Consider the following 17,110-nt stretch of genomic DNA (forward strand, 5'->3'; position numbering starts at 1 on the left):
TTTTACGACTCTTTTTCTGCGTAAACAGCGTAATATCTTGGCGTAAATTTCCTTAAAATAGGTCTAATTCCTATTTGATTTATTGGACTTGTCCATTTATTCGTATCTAAAATTTTCCAACCCGATTTTTCTAATAACCAATCATATTGCCAGTCTTCAAACTCATGATAATGCCTATCCCACATATCAGTTTTACTTCTGTATGCATCTACAAACCATAATTTTAAAGGTACAGTTGTTACAATTTTTGTAGTTTCTATCGCTTTTAAAACATTAAAAGGAGCTAGTAAATGCTCAAAAATTTCAAAAGCAGTTACAACATCTACTTTATAATTTTTAACTATTTCGGGCAACAAATCTAAATCTTCACCTTCTGTGTTATAAACTGTATAACCATTTTCTTCCATAATTTCAGAAAAAGGATTTCGAACACCTAAATCTAAAATAACTGCGGGTGCAGGCACATTTTTCTTTAAAAATTCTAATGTATGATGATATCTTTTTTTAGGGAGTTTTTTGTACATTTTTAGTATTTAAACAACAATTTTAAGTTTACTTTTTTCTTTTTTTCTTTCGGATAAAAAACCATCCCATCGGAATAAACAATAATAAAGCGTATGAAAATAAAGTTATTTTATTTCCTGTTTGTATTATTTTTGGTTCGTATTTAAAAGAAATTTCATGTTTTCCTTTTGGTATTTCTAAACCTCTTAATACATAATTTACATTATAATGTGGTACTAATTTATTATCAATGTAAGCATTCCAACCATCTTTATAATAAATTTCGGAAAACACAGCAAACTGATTTTCTTGTGTATCAGTTTTATAAACGAGCGTTGTAATATCATTTTTGATTAATGAAATTCTAGCTGTAGAATCTTTTTTAAATTGATTATTAAAATCCATATATCCTTGTGGACTTCTTTTTAATTCTCTTCCATTAATTACCGCTGATGTTTTAGTATTTAAACTATCTAAAGCAACTATTTCTTCATCTGCCGATGTAACAATTTTTAAATTATTTACAAACCATGCATTTCCATTTGCATCAGTATTTTCTTGTAATTTATCATCACCAACAATAAAGTATTTTGCATTTAGCATGTTTAATACTTCAATATTATTTTTAGAAATTTGATAATCAAATAACTCTTGATATCGCTTCATTTTAGCAGCATGATATCCTCCTATCGAATTATGAAAATACGATGTTCTACCGTCTTGCATCGGATTTACACTAAAATTTGCAACACGATAATGGCTCTTATCTTTTAAAATTTCTTTATCAGTTTGAGTTGCTGTAAATGGTTTTAAAACTTTTCTTGCTGATGTAAAATCTTCTTTATTTACGTATTTAATATCAATAGAAACTAAATCAAAAATAATTAAAACACCTAAAATTAGTATAACAGGAATTTGTTTTAATTTTCCTTTCAGATAAAACCATAATAACCCCACTGATGCTAAAATCAATAAAAAAGAACGAACACTGTCATTAAATAACATGGCTTTTCTATCGGAAATTAAAGCATCTATTAACGTTGGTAATTGTTGATATTGTGCATCTCTTAACCCTTCAAAAGCAAATAAACTTGACCCAAAAAGTGCAAATAATAAAGTAATTCCTCCTAAAACATAAAAGGCATTTTTTAAGGCATTTTCTTTTTCTTCGGATGCTACTTTTGATGAAAACAAATCACGTAAAGCAATAATTCCTAATAACGGAACGCATAATTCTGCGATTACTTGAATCGATGAAACTGCTCTAAACTTATTATACAACGGAACATAATCAATAAAAAAGTTAGTGATTCCAGCAAAATTTTTCCCCCAACTTAATACTATTGAAAAAATAGTTGCCGATACTAACCAATATTTCAAACGTCCTTTTACCAAGAAAACACCTAAAAAGAACAAGAAAAATAAAATTGCTCCAATATATGCGGGAGCTTCTACAATTGGTTGTGTTCCCCAATAAGTTAAAACTTGCTTTGAATACTCTTTAGCAACATTTCTACCTGCATTTTTTTCTAAAGTTTGATAAAAATTAGAATCTGAATTCAATTCTTCAACAGTTCCACCGCCCATAAAACGAGGAATTATCAAATTAAAAGTTTCAGCAATTCCGTAACTATATTCTGTAATGTATGACTTATCTAATCCCGTTGATTTTTCTTTTGGAGAGCCATCTGGGTTAATCGTTAATGCCGATTTTCCTCGAGTACTAAAATCGCCATATTGTTTCATCGACAATAATCTAGTTGAATTTACACCCAAACCAATCGCCATAGCTGTAATTAAAACAACAGCTTGTTTTGCAAATACCGATAAATTTTTAGTTTTAAAAGCTTCAATAAATTCAACAATTGCCAATATCAGTAAGCAAAAACCTAAATAATAGGTCATTTGCGGATGATTTGTGTAAACTTCTAAAGCCATCGCCAAAACAGTAATTACAAATCCTAACAAATATTTTTTTCTAAAGATGTATAAAACACCCGCAATTACCATCGGCATATAACCGATTGCGTGGGCTTTTGCATTGTGTCCCGCACCAAAAATAATAATTAAATACGTAGAAAACCCGAAGGATAAACTTCCTAAAACGGCTAATTTCCAATCGACTTTTAAAGCCGTTAATAAGATAAAAAATCCGAAGAAATATAAAAATAAATAATCGGCAGGACGTGGTAAAAAACGAATTGCTTTATCAATATATCTAACAAAATCATTCGGATAATAGGCGCTTACCTGATATGCAGGCATTCCGCTAAAGGCATTTCCTAGCCAATATGGTTCTTCTCCTTTTTCAATTCGATAATCTTTTACTTCTTTTGACATCCCTATAAACTGAGTAATGTCATTCTGTTTTATTTGTTTACCGCTTAAAACTGGGCTAAAATACAACAACGATATAATTGCAAAAACAACAAGTGTAATTGCAAAGGGCATCATTTTTTTATAATTCATAATTAGTATAAAAGTTAATCTATTTCTTCAAAATCAACATATTCTCCTACCGAATTATTGCTTTGTTGTATATTTTGTGGTCTTTTATCAACAACTGTTTTTCCTATTTCAACATCACTTTGTTGTTGTTGCTGTTGATTATTAAATTTTTGTTCTGCTTTCTTTTGAACTTTATCTACTGCTTTTTTCAATAAATAAGGTGCAAATAATTTCACTAGAAATTTTATAGCATAATATGCAATAACTAGTATTAATATAGTTCTTAAAAAACCCATAGGTCCAGCTTCATTTATATGTGTCATCTTCAGTTTTAATAAAAAATTAATCAAAAATAACAATTTGAAGCAAAAGAAACCGTTAAGACTTTACAAAACTTATATTAAATAGTAATTTGTATTTTATGTATGTTTGTAGTAATTGTATAAATTGACTTTATAACATGATTAAGAAACTTCTTTTACTTTTTGCTTTTTGTGCTGTATTAACTGTAAATGCTCAATATACAACAGTTATAAATTCAAATCGACCTGGCTTTTCAGAAAGTCCATACAGTGTTGGTTCTGGTATTTATCAATTTGAAAGTAGTTTGTTTTTTCGAAAAGCAAATGCTACTCCTACTTTTAGTAATCCAGAAGCTTTAGGTTTAAATCTTTTATTTAGAACTAGCTTTTTTACGGAAAAATTAGAATTTAACTTAAATACAACTTTTCAAAAAGATAAACTTTTTTTTAAAAATATTTTTGAATCCTCTGTTAATAAAATAGGTTTAAGTAAACTAACATTAGGAGCTAAATACTTAATTTACACTCCTAAATATGAAGATAAAAAAGAAGAGATTAGAAGCTGGAAAAAAAGACATTCTTTTGATAATAAAAGATGGATTCCTCATGTAGGTATATATGTAGGTGCTAATTTTGGAAGTGTTTTAGGTGATTATTATCAAAAAGGCGGTATTAATGCTAAAGTTGGTCTTTTACTTCAACATGAATTTTCTGATAAATTATACGTAATTACCAATTTTTACTATGATTATATTGGTAGTGATTTTAAAGAACTTTCATATATAATTAGTGCAACTAAAAACCTAAACGATTATTGGTCTGCTTTTGCAGAAATACAAGGAACTTCTGATCAATATCAAAACAAAACAAACGTTGGTGCTGGAGCAGCCTACCTATTTAGTGAAAACTTACAATTTAACGGTACAGTTAGAGGAACTTTACAACAAGAAGAAGTTGGTATGTATGTTGGTTTAGGTGCTTCATATCGATTAAATAAGCATCAAGATAAATTTATAGAAGTTGATGAGTTTGATAATAAAATAGAAGAACAAAAAGACGAAAAATACGATGAAGATAAAGGCTTCTTTGGTCGTATGATTGCTAAAATAACTGGATTATTTAAAAAGAAAGATAAACAAAAAGTAACAATAAAAGACGGAGATAAAGAAGAAGAAATAATAATTGAAAAACCAAGAAGAGAACGTTCTAAGTCGTTAATTGATGTTATTACTAAAGAAGATAAAAAAGAAAAGAAAAAAACAAGTAAAGCAGAGAAAAGAGCAATTAAAAAAGCTAAAAAAGCTATTAAACGAAAAGAAAAAGAACGTTTAAAACAAGAAAAAAACCTTATTAAAGACAAGGAGAAAGAAGTTAAACAAAAAGAAAAAGAACGTTTAAAACTTCAAAAAGATATTAAAAAAGAGGAAGAAAAAGAAATTAAACGTAAAGAAAAAGAACGTTTAAAACTAGAAAAAGAAATAAAAAAACTTGAAGACGATTTAAAAAAGGAAGACGAAAAAGAAGAAAAAAAGGACGATTAAAAATCTTACATTTGCTGTATGATTAAAATTAAAGAAATATTTTCAAGAAAGGAAATGAAACAATTTGTTAAATTTCCTTTTTCTCTTTATAAAGATAATAAGAACTGGGTTCCCCCTATTATTAGTGATGAAGTTGATAATTTTGATAAAGACAAAAATCCTGTTTTTGAATACGCAAAAGCACACTTTTTTATCGCATTAAAAAATGATAAAATTGTTGGAAGAATAGTTGCTATTATCAACACTTATGAAGTAGAAAAACAAGGTATAAAAAAATTGCGATTTGGCTGGTTTGATGCCATTGATGACATAAAAGTAACAGAAGCATTATTAAATAAAGCTAAAGAAATTGGTATTCAAAACAATTTAGACTTCATTGAAGGACCTGTTGGTTTTAATAACCTAGATAAAACAGGTGTACTTGTTGAAGGTTTTGATCATATCGGTACGATGATTACGTGGTATAATCACCCTTATTATTCACAGCATTTTGAAAAATTAGGTTTCAAAAAAGAAAAAGAATACTTAGAGAATAAATTTCTTTTTAAAAATGTAGACGGCGTAAAATATGGAAAAGCAAGTAGTTTAATCCAAAGACGCTACGGATTAAGACCCTTAGATTTTACTAAAACAAAAGATATATTACCTTATGTCGATGAAATGTTTCATGTATTTAGCAAAGCATACTCGAAATTATCAACGTATGTTCCTATTTCAGATGCACAAATAAAACACTTCAAAGAAAAATATATCAGCTTTATTAATCCTGAATATATAAAATTTGTAGTAGATAAAAATGATAAATTAGTTGCATTTGCTATTGTGATGCCTTCTTTTTCTGTTGCTTTACAAAAAGCAAAAGGAAATCTTTTACCTTTCGGATTATTTCATTTATTAAATGCTCGAAAAAACTCAAAAGATGTTACTTTTTATCTAATTGGTGTTGATCCTGAATATCAAAATAAAGGTGTTATTGCGATTATTTTTAAACAGTATTGTAATACGTTTGCTAAAAAAGGAATCGTAAACTGTATTAGAACACCAGAATTAGAAGATAACACAGCTATCCATCAAATATGGAAAGATTTTGACCCGACAACACACAAAAGAAGAAGAACTTATAAACTTAATTTGTAATGCAATTATTTTTCAATCCTAATATTACTAAAGAAACCAAACAAATTACTTTTGATAAAGAAGAAAGTAGGCACATTGTTCGTGTTTTAAGAAAAAAAGAAGGTGATTTATTACATATAACTAACGGTGCTGGATTTTTATTTTTTGTAGAAATAACTATTGCAAATGATAAAAGATGTCTTACAACTGTTGTAAAATATGAAAACAAGCCTAATAATAGAGATTATTATTTACACCTTGCCATTGCTCCAACTAAAAACAATGACCGTTTAGAATGGTTCTTAGAAAAAGCTACAGAAATTGGTATTGATGAAATTACACCTATTATTTGTGATAATTCAGAAAGAAAAATAATAAAAATTGATCGATTGGCTAAAATAGTACAATCAGCAATGAAGCAATCATTACAATTTACACTTCCAAAACTGAATAATCCAATAAAATTTTCAGAATTTATAAAACAAAATTTTACAGAAGAAATATACATTGCTCACTGTGAAGAAAATATAGAGAAGAAATTTTTACAAAATAGTGTGCAAAAAAACGGAAAATATACTGTTTTAATTGGTCCTGAAGGTGATTTTTCATCAAAAGAAATTGAAACCTCATTATCATCAAATTTTCTTCCTATTTCATTAGGTGAAAATCGTCTTCGTACAGAAACTGCAGGTTTAAATGTAGTGCAAAGTATTGCTTTTATACATCAGTAATTGATTTTTTGTATATTTGGTTAAAACTACAATAATTGAATATCAAGGACTTATTTAACCTCTTTTTAATTTTTAGCGCGCTACATGGCGTTGCTTTTAGCATTATTCTTTTTTGTTCAAAAAAGGGAAGAGAAAAAAGTATGCGTTATTTATTTTTTTTGATACTTACTATTTCTTTAAATAACATACAAGATTGGATTTTAGAAAACAATTTATTTCAACATAAATTTTCGTTAGATTATTTACAAATCCCTTGGCACTTTTTAGCAATGCCTTTTTTGTATATGTTTTTAATTCATTATCTAAATTTAGCTAAAAAAGCAATTAATATTTTAAAAATAATACTTCCTTTATTTTTAATTATAGTAGTTATTCAAATTATTTTTGTTTATCACTACAGTGTTACCATTAAAACCTCTATTCAAAAATTAGATTATATTTATGAAAAATATACTTCTTTTGAAGAAATGTTTAGTTTACTTGTTTCATTAAGTATCTTTAGTTATTCCTTTTATATTCTTTATAAAAAGGAAAAAATGTTCCCTAAAATATTATCATTTGATAATTTAAAATGGATTCATACTTTTTTTAAACTTACAACTATTGGATATACATTATGGATACTTGCATTGATTATTAAAATAAGAATGAACTTTACTGGCTTTATATTTTCTTACTATCCTCTTAGGGTTTATACCACTTTACTTATTTATTGGTTAGGTTATCAAGGATTAAAACAGATAAGAATATTAAACGAACGTAAACAAATAAGAGAATTATTATTACTAGTAGTTAATTCAAATATAAACTTCACTAAAACGACTAAATTAGATACTAAAAACACAACTTCTAAAAAACATGAAATACAATTTTTAGAAATAGATACATTTATTGATCATAATAAAAAATTCTTATTACCTAAATATACTTTACTAAATTTATCAAAAGATACTAAATTAAGTTCAAGTACACTTTCTTTAATTATCAATAATATTGCAGGTAAATCTTTTACAGATTACCTGAACGAAAAAAAAATAACACAAGCAAAACTACTTTTAATTGACCCTCATTATTCAAAATATACTATTACTGCTATAGGCTTAGAATCTGGATTTAATTCAAAGTCAACATTTTTCACTGTCTTTAAAAAACAGGTAGGGTATACACCTGTGCAGTTTAAAAATTCAACATCAATTACAAATCAGTTAAATAAGACTTAAAAAACTACAAAAACATATAAAATTGATGATTTCACACTCTTTTTCATATAAATAATATTATATTTGTTTAAGAAAATTTTTGAAGGGTTTTTCTATTTTACATACAACTTTAAAGAAGTTATTAAGATTATTCTTAATGATGAAAAAGAAGAGTACTGTACTAAAACACCAATAGCAATATTGGTGTTTTTTATTGTTCTTTTATTATCTTGATATCATATAACTAAATTACTAAATGAAAAATATACTTTTTTTACTTTTATTTATTAGTCATACTTTTATTTTTGCTCAGCAAGTAGCTATTTTAAAATATAAAGGTGGTGGTGATTGGTATGCTAACCCAACAGCTTTACCTAATTTAATAGAATTTAGTAACACCAATGCAAATACTTCTATTAACCAAAAAATTCAAACAGTAACCCTTGAAGATAATACGATAAATAATTATCCCATTGTTTTTATTACAGGTCATGGTAATATTTTTTTTCCTGAAGAAGAAGTAACTAATCTTAAAAACTATTTAACTGCTGGTGGATTTTTACACATATCAGACAATTATGGTTTAGATAAATATATTAGAAGAGAGATGAAAAAAGTATTTCCTACTATAGATTTTCAAGAAATACCCAATACACATGCTATTTATCATCAAACATTTCCGTTTACTAAAGGACTTCCTAAAATTCATGAACATGACAAAAAATCAGCTCAAGGATTTGGACTTTTTTACAAAGGTCGATTAGTTGTTTTTTATGACTATGAAAGCGATTTAAGTGATGGATGGGAAGATACTTCTGTTCATAATAATTCCGAAGAAACAAGACTAAAAGCATTAAAAATGGGCGCAAATATTATAGAATATGCTTTTAAACATTAATAACACTGAAATAGATAGTATTAGAATAAACTTTAATTCGGATGCCTTATGGATGTTAAATATTGCTTTAGCTATTATAATGTTTGGTGTTTCTTTAGATGTTAAAATAGCTGATTTTAAAACACTTTTAAAAAACCCTAAAATTATTTTAATTGGTTTGTTATCACAATTTTTTTTGTTACCTTTTTTAACTTTTATTGCAATTTGCATTATTAATCCTCATCCTAGCTTTGCCTTAGGATTGTTATTAATATCAGCTTGTCCTGGAGGGAATACTTCTAATTTCTTTAGTAAAATGGCACATGGAAACACTGCACTATCTGTTAGCTTAACAACCTGTGCTACTATTATTTGTTTAGTTATGACTCCTTTTAATTTACATTTTTGGGGAAGTTTATATGAACCTACAAATATTATTTTAAAAAACATTTCGTTAAATCCGCTAGAATTATTTAAACTTGTTACTCTTCTTTTAGGGCTCCCTTTAACACTAGGAATGACTGTTAATTATTTTTACCCTACAATAGCTAAAAAACTAAATAAATTAATTCGTCCGTTTTCAATGCTATTTTTTATCGCATTAATTGGTATAGCACTCTCTAACAATACAGATATCTTTAAAAAGCATGTTACTTTAGTCTTATTTTTAGTTATTTTCCACAATATATATGGTTTTATAATCGGGTATTTAACAGCAAAATCTTTCAAACTTAATAAAAAAGATACTAGAACTATTTCAATGGAAACTGGAATTCAAAATAGCGGATTAGGACTATTACTTGTCTTTACTTTTTTTGAAGATTTAGGAGGAATGGCTTTATTAATTGCCTTTTGGGGTGTTTGGGGATTATCTTCAGGAATTGTTTTGTCTACTTATTGGAAATATAAAAAAATAGATCAATAAGATAAAAAAGTACTACTCTGCCATTAAAATAGCATTCTGAATATCATTTTGAATTTTAGTTCGTATGTTGCTTTTAATCAAACCTCTATTTCTCATCGTAGGATATACTCTGTTTGATAAAAAAACATATACAATACCTGTTGCAGGATCTGCCCAAGTATAAGTACCTGTAAAACCACTATGCCCAAAACTTTGATCAGAAACACAACCACAAGTTGCCTTTACCTTAGGATTTAACTGAGGCTTATCAAAACCTAAACCTCTACGAACTCTTTTATTTTCATAGTATCTTTTATTAAATTTTTCGATAGTTTCTGGCTCAAAATATTTTTTATCACCATAAGTTCCTTCTTGTAAAAAAAGTTGCATAATTTTAGCTACATCATTAGCATTAGCAAACAAACCAGCATGACCACCTACTCCACCAATCATAGCTGCTCCCATATCATGCACATAACCATGTACTAATTGATTTCGGTAATAATTATCACGTTCTGTTGGTACAATATCAGATTTACTAAATTTAGTAAGAGGTAAATAAGTTGTTCTATCAGCTCCTAACGAACTATATAAAAAATCATCAGCCAAAATATTTAATGGTTGTTGATATTTTAACTCTAAAATTTCTTTAAACATATAATAACCAAGATCACTATATTTATAACCTAATCTTTTTCGCTGCTTAGCATCTACAATATGCTTGTATATCGAGTCTTTATAAGTATTTTTTAAATATAAGTTATTAGCGACTTTAATATTAAAGTCGCTTGTTCTTACTTTTCTATAATATTTTTTAGAGTTGTTACCTGTTTCATCATCTTTGGTATTTAAATAAAAAGGAATCCAAGAGCGTAAACGCCCGTAATGTGATAATAACTCTTTTAACAACAAAGTATCTTTATTAGAATCTTTATACCTTGGTAAAACATTTCCTAAATTAGAATATAAACTTATTTTTTTTTCTTCCTCAGCCTTCATTATCATTGGTAATGATGCTAATATTTTTGTTAAAGAAGCTAAATCATAAATATCAGAACTTTTTACAGCACGTCTTTTTGAAAAAGTATGATATCCAAAACTTTTATTATAGATAACTTTTCCATTTTTAGCTACAAAAACCTGTCCACCTGGCGCCATTTTTTTCATCAAAATAGTATCAATTCTTTTATCTATTATTGATAATTTTTCTGAAGAAACACCTGCTTCTTCAGGAATTGTATATTGTAATACATTAATTCCTTTTACAAAAAGACCTGTACCTTCTTGAATATTTTCGTTAATTGAAACAGGTAATTTTCCTTTCAAATCAAAAGCCCCAAATAATGCTTGTGCTGATAGTTCTTGTGATAAAACACTATTCTGATAAGAAACAACAACTCCTTCTATATTTTCAAATGATTTTACCTTCAATAAACTATACGGACTTGTAAATACATCTAAAATAACTTTTTTGTTTCTAGCTATTTCTTGTAACCAAACTAAATTTTTATTCGAAAATTCATATCCTTTCCAAGGATTTTTATTCGATTTATGAAAACCAACAACAACTAGATTAAATTTTTCAAGTTTTTGTAATAATACATCTAAATTATCTGATGAAACTACCTCAACGTTTGTATAATTTTTCAACATTGATACAAATGAATCTCCTTTAGCGTCACCTAAAGATACATATGCTATTTTTTTATCTTTTAAGTTTTTGATTGGCAAAATAGCTTCGTTATTTTTCACAACAGTAATCGCATTCTTTATCAATTTCCTGTGTAAAACCTCATCATATGGTGAATTAATATCCGAAGCAATATTTTCAGTTTCAATAGCTTTATATTTATTTAAACCTACTAGATACTTTGCTTTTAATATTTTTTTCACTGATTTATTTAAACGTTTTTGTGTTAATTCACCTTTTACTAAAGCATCTTTTATCAATCGTATTGTTCCTGGAACATCTTGAGGAATCAGTAATAAATCATTACCAGCTACAAGTGCAGCAACATTAATAGCTGCTGGTGTTGCATAATTAGCCGCACCTTTCATGTTTAAACCATCAGTAATTACAAGACCTTTAAAACCTAATTCTTCTTGTAATAAAGTCGTTACAACATTTTTTGATAATGATGTTGGTAATTTTTCATTCGGCTCTAAAGCCGGAATACTTAAATGTGCTGTCATAACACTTGCTACACCTTCACGAAACATTTTTTTATACGGATGTAACTCTATCGAATCTAAACGAAATTCATCAAAATTAATAGTTGGTAATGTGTGATGTGAATCTGTAGCACTATCACCATGACCAGGAAAATGTTTTGCATTGGCTAACACGCCAACACTTTGCATTCCTTTAGTAAAAGCGATTGCTTTTCGAGTAACGTTTTCTTTGTTCTCTCCAAAAGAGCGATTTCCTATAATAGGATTTTTAGGATTTGTATTGATATCAACTACGGGCGCAAAATTAATATGAATCCCAACTCTTTTACAGTGTTCACCAATTCTTTTACCTGTTGCTTTTAATAGTTTGTCATCTTGAATAGCTCCTAAAGTCATATTCCAAGGGAAACGATAGGTATTTTTCAATCGCATATCTAAACCCCATTCACCATCAAAACCAATCATTAATGGTACTTTTGATATAGCTTGATATTTATTATTTAAAGCTACTTGTTTCTGTGGCGTACCTTGCATAAAAATTAAATTACCAACATGATATTTATTTATCATATTATTAATAAAATTTTCGTGTTTTTTATCTTTATTAGAATACGCTTGTATCATAAATAACTGCCCAATTTTTTCATCAATCGACATATTATCTAAAATACCACTCACCCATAATTCTTGATTTTTGGCATCTTTAGCTAATAACGGATCTGTTTGTTGTACCTCTGTTATTTGTTGTGCTTCTAACGTTTGTAGGAATGCTATAGCTAGTAATATAAGTATCTTTTTCATAATCTTTTTCTTTACAAATTATTGTTGAATACAATAATTTTAGCGACTCACTTAAAAAATTGAATTTGGTTTTCAATTAAATATAAATTTCGTTTATAAAAATTACAAAGTGAGTCGTTTACTAAATATTTTACGTATTCGAATCTCAAAAGATAACTAATGAGTTAACAATACGTTCTTAATAGTACACTATTTAAAAGCAATAGTTATACCAAAAATTGTTTATGCCAGCTTTTATCTGCGGTTACCTCCCATTTGGTTTCAAAATCTTCTTTTGTATTTACCATATTATTAAAAACCACTGTTTCTGATGTGATTTTTTTAGTCTTGGCAAACTGTTGAAATTCTGATAATTTAACAATATTAATAAAGTCTCCATCTTTAAAAGAAACATTCATTTTATTCATTAAATCTACTTTTAATTCGTTTTCTAATTCTTTGATAAAACGAACAGAAGAATCAATAGAACAACCTGATACACTCGTTACATTTTCATCAACAGCTAACACCAAAAACTGATTATATTTTACAGTAAAAGATCCTTTTAAATCGTCACCATGACGTGTCCAATTATCAATAAAAAGAATTGCTTTTGCACAAATATATTCTATTTCTTCTATGTTAAATTCTCTATCTGATTGATAAATCCAAACTCTTGAATTACTTGGTAAATTGCTATATTCTGTAAACATTTTTTCTTGATTTTTATAACATCTAAGTTATATATTATTAAAATGAGTTCTATTCAAACTGATGTTAAAGATTATCTAAAATTAAATTTTTGCTGTAAGGCTTGTAATTTTTCTGCATCCGTCAATTTCTTTTTAGGAACTGTCATACGCTGCTTAATTTCACGTAATACTTTTTTAGTGTACAGTGGAAAATCAGCATTTTGAATCCATGAATTATAACCAGGGTTTTCTTTAAAAACATCTTCAACAGTACGTCCTTTATATTTTCCGAAAGAAAAAGTTTCTTGATCTTCATCATTCATCAAAACAAAACCAGCAAAATCTGCTCGTTTACCATGTGTTGAATATTCACTTAATGCATCTACGGTATTTTCAATATCTTCATATTTATCTAACTGAGCCAAAAGAATTTCATAGGTAGCATTTGTATCTGCTTCGGCACCGTGCGCACCTACTAACTCTTTACCACAATAAAACTGATAACCAGCACTTAAAGTTCGTTGTTCTTTTTTATGAAAAATTACTTGAACATCAACAGCCTTACGACCTTTCATATCAAAATCAATTCCTGCACGCATTAACTCTTCTGCTAAAACAGGAATATCAAATCTATTTGAATTGAAACCTGCTAAATCACAACCTTCAATCATTTCATTAATACTTGCTGATAAATCTTTAAAAGTAGGCTCGTTTGCTATTTTATCATCTGTAATTCCGTGTATTTCTGATGATGCTGCAGGTATTGGCATTTCAGGATTTACCAACCAAGTTTTACTTTCTTTATTTCCATTTGGAAACACTTTTAAAATAGCAATTTCAACAACTCTATCTTTTGCTATATTAATCCCTGTTGTTTCTAAATCGAAAAATATAATTGGTTTTGTTAAATTTAATTCCATCTGTTTATTGGCAATTATTCGTTATTTAACGAAGTTTTATTATTTTTTGTTTTATTATTTTCTTTTTAGCATTTGTTTTTGAAGTTTTTAACAAATGATATTGTAGCTAAAATACTCATTACTAATTATTGCCAAAAACTATAAGTTTTTACACTTATTTACAATGCTTAATATACCATAAAAATACAAAAAATATATTCTTTTAGTATTTATTTTTGATATAGAATTTACATTTTTTTTAATTTTTTCAGCCATTATACAAACTACTATTATCAATTTATTTGACAGCCTTAAAATGATATTTTTTATCTTTGCAAAAAAATAAATATGGCATACCATAGTACTAGTTTAAAAACAAAAAAAAAGGTTTTAACACTTGATGAACTTCATTTAAGTAAAAAAATAAAAAATAGTATTAATCAACTAATAGAAGAATTTAGCTACATTGAAGCATTAAGTAAATTTGGTATTCCTGTTGATAATAAAATTATGTTACATGGGCACACAGGTTGCGGAAAAACAGCCACTGCAAATGCCATTGGAAAGGCTTTAGATAAAAAAGTAATTACACTTAATTTAGGCGGTTTTGTATCTTCTAAACTAGGAGAAACAGGAAAAAATATTGCTGAAATATTTAGAGAAGCCTCTTATGAAAATGCTATTTTATTTATTGATGAGTTTGATTTCATTGGTAAAACAAGAGATTACGACACCAAAGATTCTGGTGAAATGAAGCGTTTAGTAAATACTTTAATTCAGCAAATTGATAATTTATCTGATACAGCAATGCTTATATGTGCTACAAATCATGTTGATATTATTGACACAGCAGTATTAAGAAGATTTCAAATAAAACTGAAATACAAGCTACCTACAAGTGAAAAACTAGATATTTATTATGACAGTATGCTAGCTAAATTCCCTGAAAACATTAATAATATTAAACGTTATTATAATATATCTTATGCCGAAGTTAAAGATATTGTTTATCAGCAAGTAAAAACTAATATTATTCAATTAGAAAAACAAAAAAGACAACTTGCTGAAAATTAATTGTTAGGTTTTTGAAGGATAAAAAAAATAAATCCGCTTATAAAATATAAAATAACATCGATGATATCAGCCGTATATCTTGGATGAAATTTTGGTAAAATATATTCGTATAAAAATGCGTATAAACTACAGCAATATAAAATTATCCAAATAGGAATTTGATAGGTTTCATCATTCTTACTCCATCTTAAAATCAATAAATTAGGGATTAATACTATTGGAATAATTAAAAAATCGTTCACATAAAAACGAATTATTTTTGGAAGTTGAATATTTATTTTTGAAGCAAAATAAATTATTGAGCCTAGTAATAATGAAAATATAAAATAAATATAAAGACTTTTTTTCATTTTAACCAGCTGCTACCATCGCAATAAACCAAGCCAAACCAGCGCCTATAATACTCACTAATAAAAAGACTGAGTATAAAATCCATCCAATTATTCTATATAAAAAAAAAGGATGATTTTTTAAACGTTCTGCTAAATTAGGATTTGCTATTTTATGTTTAGCTTTAATTACCTCTTTTTGGATAAACTCTTCTTCTTTTAAAGCTCGTTTTTTTTCGTAAGAAATTAACGTATTACAACTTTGACAATACTCTTTATCTGTATTAAATAACCCACATTTTGGGCATTTAATATTTCTTGTAACACTCATTTTTTTTTTATTATTTACATGGTTAAAATACTTCCTATATAAAGTAAAAGTAACTTTATCTCTCTAAAAAAACACTAGACTATTACTTCATGTTATTTTCTTTGATTAGAAGCTATACAAACTTACTTAAAAGTTAAATTTTATTCTTTAAATTCGCAATTTACTTCTTAAAAAATATTTGCTTACCTATAAAATAGCCTATGAAATTTAACTTTTTTAAAAAGAAAAAAACTGAAAAAATAATTATTAAATGCGATATTGATTTTATTACCATCAATGAAACACCTATTACCTTTCCTACAAGTTACAACACTCTAGTTGCTATTTTAGGTAAGCCCGAAAGAGAACTACAAACAACAAATCACTACCTGTTTTGGGATATTCACGGCATTTATTGTAGCTACACCAATAGCAATAATATTTTGTCTATAAATGCCTATCAATACACTAATAATAATATTAAAAGCACGAGTATTTATACCACTAAAAAATTATTTAAAGGCGAATTATATTTAAATAATCAGCCTATTACTTATAGTGAATTTGGTAAAATCCCTTTAGGAAAAGTTGCCATTCATAGGCTTGGAACAGATAATGATTTTCGATTAGGTTTTAATTTAGGCATTAACAAGGTTTATATAAAAAAATAATTTTAAAGCTCTTTTAATTCCCTTTTTAATTCTTGAATTGTTTTAGTACTTGTTATCAATTTATTAATAATTATCTCTCTTAAAACATCAATATTTTGCTCGAAATAAGTTGCCCATTTATACTCTTTAAACAAAACTTGAATTTGCTTTAAACGCTGATGTGCAAATTCTGATGTCATTAAAAAGTAATCACTTTTATCTTCGTTTTTTAAACGCTGAATTTTAACTTGCTTAGTTGTGTAATTTACGTTTAAATAAAAAACTTTATCGGTATTATTTAAAGGATAAAAATCATTCCAATTAGCAAATCCTACATAATAATCTTGACTTTTATATTCCTCTACTCCCTTAATTTTCCATCGACAATTGGCAACACGTCCCCAATGATTTGAATAACGATACACGCCTTCTTTTGTATAAAAATAAATACTACCCGATTTACTTTTATAATGTGCTGATTTATCATCAAAAAAAGTAATTTCTTTTGATTCAAATTCGCAATAAGTATATTTAAAAAAATTAAATTTATGAAATTTCATGTTTAAAATTAATTGATAATAA

Annotated in this window: 17 protein-coding genes; 8 read left to right on the forward strand and 9 right to left on the reverse strand. The window is 27.1% G+C overall.

From position 1 onward, the window contains the following. Positions 1-2: 2 nt before the first annotated feature. Genes AB0T67_RS04160 through AB0T67_RS04170 form a run of 3 tightly spaced genes read right to left on the reverse strand, consistent with a single transcriptional unit; the run spans position 3 to position 3,275 of the window. Positions 3-524 (reverse strand): class I SAM-dependent methyltransferase, encoded by a 522-nt coding sequence (locus AB0T67_RS04160; RefSeq protein WP_369219270.1) that lies wholly within the window; start codon positions 522-524, stop codon positions 3-5. 28 nt (positions 525-552) lie between these two features. After that, positions 553-2,958 carry a YfhO family protein gene (locus AB0T67_RS04165; protein ID WP_369219271.1) on the reverse strand — a complete coding sequence of 802 codons (2,406 nt, stop codon included), beginning with the start codon at positions 2,956-2,958 and terminating at the stop codon, positions 553-555. Positions 2,959-2,987: 29 nt separating this feature from the next. Continuing rightward, positions 2,988-3,275: a DUF4834 family protein gene (locus tag AB0T67_RS04170; RefSeq protein ID WP_369219272.1), complete on the reverse strand. Its 288-nt coding sequence runs from the start codon at positions 3,273-3,275 to the stop codon at positions 2,988-2,990. Positions 3,276-3,412: 137 nt separating this feature from the next. Here AB0T67_RS04170 and AB0T67_RS04175 point away from each other — a divergent pair, with 137 nt between their 5' ends. The 6 genes from AB0T67_RS04175 to AB0T67_RS04200 all read left to right on the forward strand — a co-directional run bounded on the left by AB0T67_RS04175 (position 3,413) and on the right by AB0T67_RS04200 (position 9,643). Beyond that, positions 3,413-4,795 carry a transporter gene (locus AB0T67_RS04175; RefSeq protein WP_369219273.1) on the forward strand — a complete coding sequence of 461 codons (1,383 nt, stop codon included), beginning with the start codon at positions 3,413-3,415 and terminating at the stop codon, positions 4,793-4,795. Between the two features lie 18 nt (positions 4,796-4,813). Then, on the forward strand, positions 4,814-5,932 hold the full coding sequence (locus AB0T67_RS04180) for a GTP cyclohydrolase (protein WP_369219274.1): 1,119 nt from the start codon (positions 4,814-4,816) through the stop codon (positions 5,930-5,932). Further along, positions 5,932-6,642 (forward strand): 16S rRNA (uracil(1498)-N(3))-methyltransferase, encoded by a 711-nt coding sequence (locus tag AB0T67_RS04185; protein ID WP_369219275.1) that lies wholly within the window; start codon positions 5,932-5,934, stop codon positions 6,640-6,642. The genes AB0T67_RS04180 and AB0T67_RS04185 overlap by 1 nt, the downstream gene beginning before the upstream one ends. A 140-nt stretch (positions 6,643-6,782) precedes the next feature. After that, positions 6,783-7,862 (forward strand): helix-turn-helix domain-containing protein, encoded by a 1,080-nt coding sequence (locus AB0T67_RS04190; protein WP_369219276.1) that lies wholly within the window; start codon positions 6,783-6,785, stop codon positions 7,860-7,862. A 235-nt stretch (positions 7,863-8,097) separates the two neighbouring features. Then, a complete protein-coding gene (locus tag AB0T67_RS04195; protein ID WP_369219277.1) occupies positions 8,098-8,739 on the forward strand; it encodes a DUF4159 domain-containing protein in 642 nt (213 codons plus the stop codon). After that, positions 8,723-9,643 carry a bile acid:sodium symporter family protein gene (locus tag AB0T67_RS04200; RefSeq protein ID WP_369219278.1) on the forward strand — a complete coding sequence of 307 codons (921 nt, stop codon included), beginning with the start codon at positions 8,723-8,725 and terminating at the stop codon, positions 9,641-9,643. Before AB0T67_RS04195 ends, AB0T67_RS04200 begins: the two co-directional genes overlap by 17 nt. 12 nt (positions 9,644-9,655) lie before the next feature. Here the strand turns inward: AB0T67_RS04200 and AB0T67_RS04205 are convergent, their stop codons facing one another. The 3 genes from AB0T67_RS04205 to AB0T67_RS04215 all read right to left on the reverse strand — a co-directional run bounded on the left by AB0T67_RS04205 (position 9,656) and on the right by AB0T67_RS04215 (position 14,186). After that, entirely contained in the window at positions 9,656-12,595 is a 2,940-nt protein-coding gene (locus AB0T67_RS04205) for a glycoside hydrolase family 3 N-terminal domain-containing protein (RefSeq protein WP_369219279.1), read from the reverse strand. Positions 12,596-12,801: 206 nt separating this feature from the next. Beyond that, complete coding sequence (locus tag AB0T67_RS04210; protein WP_369219280.1) at positions 12,802-13,287, reverse strand: ABC transporter ATPase; 486 nt, start codon at positions 13,285-13,287, stop codon at positions 12,802-12,804. A gap of 71 nt (positions 13,288-13,358) precedes the next feature. After that, a complete protein-coding gene (locus AB0T67_RS04215) occupies positions 13,359-14,186 on the reverse strand; it encodes an exonuclease domain-containing protein (protein ID WP_369219281.1) in 828 nt (275 codons plus the stop codon). 327 nt (positions 14,187-14,513) lie between these two features. On the opposite strand from AB0T67_RS04215, the gene AB0T67_RS04220 reads away from it, so the two are divergent. Then, positions 14,514-15,239, forward strand: coding sequence for an AAA family ATPase (locus AB0T67_RS04220; protein ID WP_369219282.1), 726 nt, complete (start codon positions 14,514-14,516; stop codon positions 15,237-15,239). On the opposite strand, the gene AB0T67_RS04225 is transcribed toward AB0T67_RS04220, so the two are convergent. Both AB0T67_RS04225 and AB0T67_RS04230 read right to left on the reverse strand, forming a co-directional pair. Then, entirely contained in the window at positions 15,236-15,589 is a 354-nt protein-coding gene (locus tag AB0T67_RS04225) for a hypothetical protein (protein WP_369219283.1), read from the reverse strand. The genes AB0T67_RS04220 and AB0T67_RS04225 overlap by 4 nt on opposite strands. A gap of 1 nt (position 15,590) precedes the next feature. Continuing rightward, positions 15,591-15,899 (reverse strand): hypothetical protein, encoded by a 309-nt coding sequence (locus tag AB0T67_RS04230; protein ID WP_369219284.1) that lies wholly within the window; start codon positions 15,897-15,899, stop codon positions 15,591-15,593. A gap of 200 nt (positions 15,900-16,099) precedes the next feature. On the opposite strand from AB0T67_RS04230, the gene AB0T67_RS04235 reads away from it, so the two are divergent. Then, positions 16,100-16,549, forward strand: coding sequence for a DUF7738 domain-containing protein (locus AB0T67_RS04235; RefSeq protein WP_369219285.1), 450 nt, complete (start codon positions 16,100-16,102; stop codon positions 16,547-16,549). Between the two features lie 2 nt (positions 16,550-16,551). On the opposite strand, the gene AB0T67_RS04240 is transcribed toward AB0T67_RS04235, so the two are convergent. Beyond that, the gene (locus AB0T67_RS04240; RefSeq protein WP_369219286.1) at positions 16,552-17,088 is read right to left on the reverse strand and encodes a hypothetical protein; all 537 of its coding nucleotides are present in this window, start codon (positions 17,086-17,088) and stop codon (positions 16,552-16,554) included. Between the last annotated feature and the right edge of the window lie 22 nt (positions 17,089-17,110).

The organism is Tenacibaculum salmonis, assembly GCF_041053065.1.
GTDB lineage: Bacteria > Bacteroidota > Bacteroidia > Flavobacteriales > Flavobacteriaceae > Polaribacter > Polaribacter pacificus_A.

Coding starts and splice junctions, on each gene's coding strand:
- AB0T67_RS04165 (WP_369219271.1), bottom strand. CDS start 2,958: ATGATGCCCTTTGCAATTACACTTGTTGTTTTTGCAATTATATCGTTG.
- AB0T67_RS04235 (WP_369219285.1), top strand. CDS start 16,100: ATGAAATTTAACTTTTTTAAAAAGAAAAAAACTGAAAAAATAATTATT.
- AB0T67_RS04225 (WP_369219283.1), bottom strand. CDS start 15,589: ATGAAAAAAAGTCTTTATATTTATTTTATATTTTCATTATTACTAGGC.
- AB0T67_RS04195 (WP_369219277.1), top strand. CDS start 8,098: ATGAAAAATATACTTTTTTTACTTTTATTTATTAGTCATACTTTTATT.
- AB0T67_RS04185 (WP_369219275.1), top strand. CDS start 5,932: ATGCAATTATTTTTCAATCCTAATATTACTAAAGAAACCAAACAAATT.
- AB0T67_RS04240 (WP_369219286.1), bottom strand. CDS start 17,088: ATGAAATTTCATAAATTTAATTTTTTTAAATATACTTATTGCGAATTT.
- AB0T67_RS04190 (WP_369219276.1), top strand. CDS start 6,783: ATGCGTTATTTATTTTTTTTGATACTTACTATTTCTTTAAATAACATA.
- AB0T67_RS04160 (WP_369219270.1), bottom strand. CDS start 524: ATGTACAAAAAACTCCCTAAAAAAAGATATCATCATACATTAGAATTT.
- AB0T67_RS04220 (WP_369219282.1), top strand. CDS start 14,514: ATGGCATACCATAGTACTAGTTTAAAAACAAAAAAAAAGGTTTTAACA.
- AB0T67_RS04210 (WP_369219280.1), bottom strand. CDS start 13,287: ATGTTTACAGAATATAGCAATTTACCAAGTAATTCAAGAGTTTGGATT.
- AB0T67_RS04175 (WP_369219273.1), top strand. CDS start 3,413: ATGATTAAGAAACTTCTTTTACTTTTTGCTTTTTGTGCTGTATTAACT.
- AB0T67_RS04230 (WP_369219284.1), bottom strand. CDS start 15,899: ATGAGTGTTACAAGAAATATTAAATGCCCAAAATGTGGGTTATTTAAT.
- AB0T67_RS04180 (WP_369219274.1), top strand. CDS start 4,814: ATGATTAAAATTAAAGAAATATTTTCAAGAAAGGAAATGAAACAATTT.
- AB0T67_RS04200 (WP_369219278.1), top strand. CDS start 8,723: ATGCTTTTAAACATTAATAACACTGAAATAGATAGTATTAGAATAAAC.
- AB0T67_RS04170 (WP_369219272.1), bottom strand. CDS start 3,275: ATGACACATATAAATGAAGCTGGACCTATGGGTTTTTTAAGAACTATA.
- AB0T67_RS04215 (WP_369219281.1), bottom strand. CDS start 14,186: ATGGAATTAAATTTAACAAAACCAATTATATTTTTCGATTTAGAAACA.
- AB0T67_RS04205 (WP_369219279.1), bottom strand. CDS start 12,595: ATGAAAAAGATACTTATATTACTAGCTATAGCATTCCTACAAACGTTA.